Source organism: Flavobacterium sp., assembly GCF_035760125.1.
GTDB lineage: Bacteria > Bacteroidota > Bacteroidia > Flavobacteriales > Flavobacteriaceae > Flavobacterium.
In genome coordinates this window covers 1-6,038 of record NZ_DASTTN010000112.1, presented here as the reverse complement: position 1 = coordinate 6,038, position 6,038 = coordinate 1, and the positions used below count along the sequence as shown (strand labels likewise).

Annotated in this window: 4 protein-coding genes and 2 pseudogenes; 5 read left to right on the top strand and 1 reads right to left on the bottom strand. The window is 34.0% G+C overall.

Features of this window, described 5'->3' with window-relative positions; translation table 11 throughout:
- The 5 genes and pseudogenes from VFS71_RS04380 to VFS71_RS04360 form a co-directional block, all read left to right on the top strand.
- Positions 1–85 (top strand): annotated as a pseudogene (locus VFS71_RS04380) (DUF3109 domain-containing protein); the annotation flags it as partial.
- Between the two features lie 260 nt (positions 86–345).
- Positions 346–1,323, top strand: coding sequence for a ribonucleotide-diphosphate reductase subunit beta (locus VFS71_RS04375; RefSeq protein ID WP_326399604.1), 978 nt, complete (start codon positions 346–348; stop codon positions 1,321–1,323).
- Positions 1,324–1,606: 283 nt separating this feature from the next.
- A complete protein-coding gene (locus tag VFS71_RS04370) occupies positions 1,607–4,030 on the top strand; it encodes a ribonucleoside-diphosphate reductase subunit alpha (RefSeq protein WP_326399603.1) in 2,424 nt (807 codons plus the stop codon).
- A 231-nt stretch (positions 4,031–4,261) separates the two neighbouring features.
- On the top strand, positions 4,262–4,966 hold the full coding sequence (locus VFS71_RS04365) for an ATP-binding protein (RefSeq protein WP_326399602.1): 705 nt from the start codon (positions 4,262–4,264) through the stop codon (positions 4,964–4,966).
- Between the two features lie 157 nt (positions 4,967–5,123).
- Positions 5,124–5,603, top strand: coding sequence for an RDD family protein (locus VFS71_RS04360; protein WP_326399600.1), 480 nt, complete (start codon positions 5,124–5,126; stop codon positions 5,601–5,603).
- A gap of 87 nt (positions 5,604–5,690) precedes the next feature.
- Here VFS71_RS04360 and VFS71_RS04355 read toward each other — a convergent pair.
- Positions 5,691–6,038: pseudogene (locus tag VFS71_RS04355) on the bottom strand (5-methyltetrahydropteroyltriglutamate--homocysteine S-methyltransferase); the annotation flags it as partial.

The following is a 6,038-nucleotide window of genomic DNA, read 5'->3' as shown; positions in this document are numbered from 1 at the left end:
CAAAGAAGCCCTTATTCGTCGCTTTGGTGAAGATTGGTATTTGGAACTTGAAAAAGTAGCCGAAGACTTAAAAAAAGGTTTGTAAAATTTAAACGATAATTTCTATTCATCACTTTTAAAAATTCTATATTTTACTGTACTTAAAGCTTTAAAATGAATTTAATTCATTGATAATCAGTTAAATATGTTTTGTATGAAAAGTATTCCCATTTTTATTTTTTGTTAAAAACTATGAGCTATTGTGAATAAGTTTGACTTTTAATAACCGCATTATTTCACAATCTTTGTAATTCGTTTTTCGCATCTATTTTCAGTATAAAAATCAAAATAAACAAACAAAATCAAATGTCTCAAATAGAACCAATTTTACAAGAAAATAAAAATCGTTTCGTGATTTTCCCAATTAAACATCATGATATTTGGGAAAGATATAAAATGATGGAAGCCAGTTTTTGGACTGCTGAAGAAATTGATTTGTCACAAGATTTAAACGACTGGAATAATAAGCTAAATGATGACGAACGTTACTTTATAAAACATATTCTTGCTTTTTTTGCAGCTTCTGATGGAATTGTTAATGAAAATCTAGCGGAGAATTTTGTTAATGAAGTGCAATATGCTGAAGCTAAATTTTTCTATGGTTTCCAAATCATGATGGAAAATATTCATAGTGAAACCTATTCGCTTTTAATTGATACTTATGTAAAAGACGAAAACGAAAAATCTGAATTATTCAATGCTTTGGATGTTTTTCCAGCAATTAGAAAAAAAGCAGATTGGGCATTGAAATGGATTGAATCTGATTCTTTTGCCGAAAGGCTTATCGCTTTTGCAGCGGTAGAGGGAATTTTCTTTTCTGGTGCATTTTGTTCTATTTATTGGTTGAAAAAACGTGGATTAATGCCAGGTTTGACTTTTTCTAATGAGTTGATTTCTCGTGACGAAGGAGTTCACTGTGATTTTGCAGTGCATTTACACAATCATCATTTGGTAAATAAAGTACCAAAAGAAAGAATAAGAAGTATTATTGTTGATGCTTTGAATATCGAAAGAGAATTTATCACTGAATCACTTCCTGTAAGTTTGATAGGAATGAATGCAGGTTTAATGACTCAATATTTAGAATTTGTTGCCGATAGATTATTGGTAGAATTGGGTTGCGATAGAGAATATAATGTTGCCAATCCATTTGATTTCATGGATATGATTTCACTTCAAGGAAAAACTAATTTCTTTGAGAAAAAAGTTGCTGAATATCAAAAATCAGGGGTTAAAGTTACCGAAGGTGATTCCCAAAAAATTAGCTTTGACGCCGATTTTTAGAATGAAGTTTTGAATTTTAAATATTTTCTATAGTATTTAATAGCGCTAAAAAAAAATAAAAAATAATTATAATTAAATAGTTTTTGTAAGACCCCCAAATCTTAAAACTAAGTTAATTCAGCCTGATTAATTTCGGGGCAAATTACGGCGTTTTGTTTCATTTCATTTTATGCGATGAAACAAAATATCGAAATGGATTATGGATTGACTGTGAGTAAAAAAATGGATTATGAATTCCTACTGTTCGTAAATCACAATTCATTAATTAAAAATTGATAAAAGTATGTTTGTAGTAAAAAGAGACGGTCACAAGGAACCTGTAATGTTTGATAAAATTACAGAGAGAATCAAAAAGTTATGTTACGGCTTGAACGAATTGGTAGATCCAGTTAAAGTTGCTATGCGAGTTATTGAAGGTTTGTATGATGGAGTTTCTACATCTGAGCTTGATAATCTTGCTGCTGAAACTGCTGCATCAATGACCATTGCTCATCCGGATTATGCACAATTGGCTGCTCGTATTGCCATTTCAAATCTACATTCAAATACCAAAAAATCGTTCTCAGAAACGATGAATGAAATGTTTCATTACATCAATCCAAGAACCAATCAAGAATCACCTTTATTAGCTGAAGAAGTTCATAAAGTGATTATGGAAAATGCTGAGTTTTTAGATTCACACATTATATACAATAGAGATTTTAACTACGATTATTTTGGTTTTAAAACACTGGAACGCTCGTATTTATTGAAAATAAACGGAAAAATCGTGGAGCGTCCACAACACATGTTGATGCGTGTTGCTGTTGGTATTCACTTAGACGATTTGAAATCGGTAATGGAGACTTATGACTTAATGTCTAAGAAGTACTTTACACATGCAACGCCAACTTTGTTTAACGCAGGTACTCCAAAACCTCAAATGTCTTCTTGCTTCCTTTTAGCAATGCAAGATGATAGTATTGACGGTATTTACGATACTTTAAAACAAACAGCAAAAATCTCGCAATCAGCGGGAGGAGTTGGACTTTCTATTCACAATGTTCGTGCGACCGGTTCTTACATTCGTGGTACAAACGGTACTTCAAACGGTATTGTGCCAATGTTGAGAGTGTTTAATGATACTGCTCGTTATGTAGATCAAGGTGGTGGAAAAAGAAAAGGAAGTTTTGCTATCTATATCGAAACTTGGCATGCCGATATCTTTGATTTCTTGGATCTGAAAAAGAATACAGGTAAAGAAGAAATGCGCGCGAGAGATTTGTTCTTCGCGATGTGGACTTCTGATTTATTCATGAAGCGTGTACAGGAAGATTCTACTTGGACTTTAATGTGTCCTAACGAATGCCCAGGTTTGTATGATGTATACGGAGAAGAATTCGAAGCTTTATATACTGATTATGAATTTAGAGGTAAAGGTAGAAAAACAATCAAAGCTCGTGAATTGTGGGAGAAAATCCTGGAATCACAAATCGAGACTGGTACTCCTTATATGTTGTACAAAGATGCTGCCAACAGAAAATCAAACCAAAAAAATCTAGGTACTATTCGTTCTTCGAATTTGTGTACCGAAATTATGGAATTCACTTCAAGTGATGAGGTAGCTGTTTGTAATTTGGCTTCTATTTCGTTGCCAATGTTCGTTGAAAACGGAAAATTCAATCACCAATTATTATACGACGTTACTAAACGTGTGACTCGTAACTTGAACAGAGTAATCGACAGAAATTACTATCCAGTAAAAGAAGCCGAAAATTCCAATATGCGTCACAGGCCAATCGGTCTTGGGGTACAAGGACTTGCCGATGCTTTTATCATGTTGCGTTTGCCTTTTACAAGTGATGAAGCTAAAACATTAAATCAAGAAATATTCGAAACCCTTTACTTCGCTGCCTGTACCGCGTCTATGGAAATGGCAATAGAAGAAGGTCCTTATTCAACTTTCAAAGGATCACCAATGTCTAATGGAGAATTCCAACACAATTTGTGGGGAATGAAAGACGAAGAATTATCCGGAAGATGGGACTGGGCTTCGCTTAGAAAAGAAGTGGTGAAAAACGGTGTTCGTAATTCATTATTAGTTGCGCCAATGCCAACAGCTTCGACTTCTCAAATTTTGGGTAACAATGAAGCATTCGAACCATATACTTCGAATATTTATACAAGACGCGTATTGTCTGGTGAATTTATTGTGGTAAACAAACATTTATTGCACGATTTAGTAAAATTAGGATTGTGGAATGACGACTTGAAACAAGAAATCATGCGTCACAATGGATCGGTTCAAAATATTGATATAATTCCTCAAGATTTGAAAGAATTATACAAAACCGTTTGGGAAATGTCTATGAAAGACATTATCGATATGTCTCGTCAAAGAGGATATTTTGTGGATCAATCACAATCATTGAACTTGTTTATGCAAGATGCCAATTATTCTAAATTGACTTCAATGCACTTCTACGCTTGGCAATCTGGTTTGAAAACAGGAATGTATTATTTGAGAACCAAAGCGGCGGTTGATGCGATTAAGTTTACTTTGAACAACGATAAAAAAGAGGAAGTTATTCCAGATTCTAAACCACAAGCTAGAGTTCTTGAGGCGGTTGAAGTAGTAGAAACTCAAATGACTGCTGAAGAATACAGAGCAATGATTGAATTAGCTAAAAATGCTGGTCCAGACGATTGCGAAATGTGTGGGTCTTAATGAGAAAATAGATTAAAGAACAAAGAATAAAGAGAAGCAGCTGTCAGTTATGATGGCTGTTTTTTTTTAGGAGCTATTTCCCGCTTTTCGTTTCAATCTTTTATCTCGTTAAAGGAACGAGATAAAAGGATTTCCACTATAATCGGGGCTAAAAGACATTCGTTTCCATAATTAAATTTGTCTAAATTTGCCGAATTCATTTAAAGAAATAGTATTTAAAATCCAATTCACTTGAGTTTATTATATTTTACAGACCGAAGCATTGTCCATCTTGAGGATGTAGTGTTTAATGATGCAGTTTCCGAGCAAATTAATCAGTTCTTAAAGGAATATCAGTTTCGTTCCGTTTTGGAGCAATATGAGTTGCCTGTAGTGAATAAAATACTATTGCATGGAAAAACAGGCTGTGGCAAAACAATGACAGCCAAAGCGATTGCGAGAAAGCTGGATAAAAAGCTAATCATTGTCAATCTCTCCCGAATTGTTTCTTCCAAATTGGGGGAAACGTCCAAGAATATTGAAGGACTGTTCAAGGAAGTACAATACGAAAGCTCGGTTTTGTTCTTTGATGAATTTGATTCCTTGGGTCAAATCCGAGATTATGATAACAAAGACAGTACCGAGATGAAACGGGTAGTCAATTCGATTATCCAGTTAATAGATAATTTTCCCAATCGATCGGTATTAATTGCCGCTACCAATCAAATCCAAATGATAGACGAAGCCTTGGTGCGCCGTTTTGAAATGGAACTGGAATTTACGGCTCCATCCAGAGAAGTTTTAGATAGTTATTATACAAAGTTACTTGCCAAATATCCTGTCGAATTTCAGGAAGTGACTCGAATCTATGATATTACTTTTGCGGAAGCAAAAAATCATTTACTCAAAGAAGTGAAAAATAATATCATTCAGGCAGAGATTAATAAGCAAAAGTAAATGCTTGAAAAGCTAAGCCAGATTTTAGTTTTTGATGCTAAAATCATTATTGTAATTGGTAGTTATCTAATTGAAAATTGTGGAATTAATTTCTTAAATTTGAAGTAGTTATGTTTTTTTGTTTGTTGTGTTTTTAGAGTATTGAAAAATAGAAAATATGGGACATAATAAATTTACAGTTACCAATGATTTACTGGCTACGAGAGGGCAGCGTTTGTCGAATTTCATTATTGATTTATTGATGCAATATGTAATTTGGCTTAGCGTTGGAGTAACTATATCCATATTTGCGGATATTGCTAATAGCTCTTTCCTGAAGACTTGGATTGGTACTATAGGAGTATTGGAAAAAGGGTTTTCTTTTGCGGTTATTGCTGGTTTTTACTATTATTTGACCGAGCTGTATTTCTCTCGTTCCATCGCGAAATTTTTAACCCAAACTTATGTGATTATGAAAGATGGTTCAAAACCCAATTATAAGAGCATTTTGAAACGTACACTTTGTAGATTCATTCCATTCGAAGCTTTTTCTTTTTTAAGTGGTACTGCAGAGGGATGGCACGATTCTATGTCAGAAACCTATGTGGTTAAAAAACATGAATTTGAAAAGCAAAAGAGAATTATTATTTTGCCTTAAAGGTATTGATAAATAAAAGTTTAAGATGAAAAGGAACCCTAGTAAATTATCAAATCTACTAGGGTTTTTTAGTTGTAAAGATTAGTATTAAGCTATTACAATGTCTCCAACTGCAATTCGCATTTCTTTTGCGGCAGAGACCATTTCGATTAAGGCTTTTTTGGTTTCATCCCAATGTCTCGTCTTTAAGCCGCAATCAGGATTAACCCAAAGTTGGTCAACTGGAATAACCGCTGAGGCTTTTTCCAGCAATTTAACCATTTCGTTGCGTGAAGGTACACGTGGCGAGTGAATGTCGTAAACTCCAGGGCCTATTTCGTTAGGGTATTTAAAATCGGCAAAAACATCCAGTAATTCCATTTGCGAACGTGAACATTCTATGGTAATCACATCGGCATCCATATCGGCAATGTTTTGGATAATGTCATTGAATTC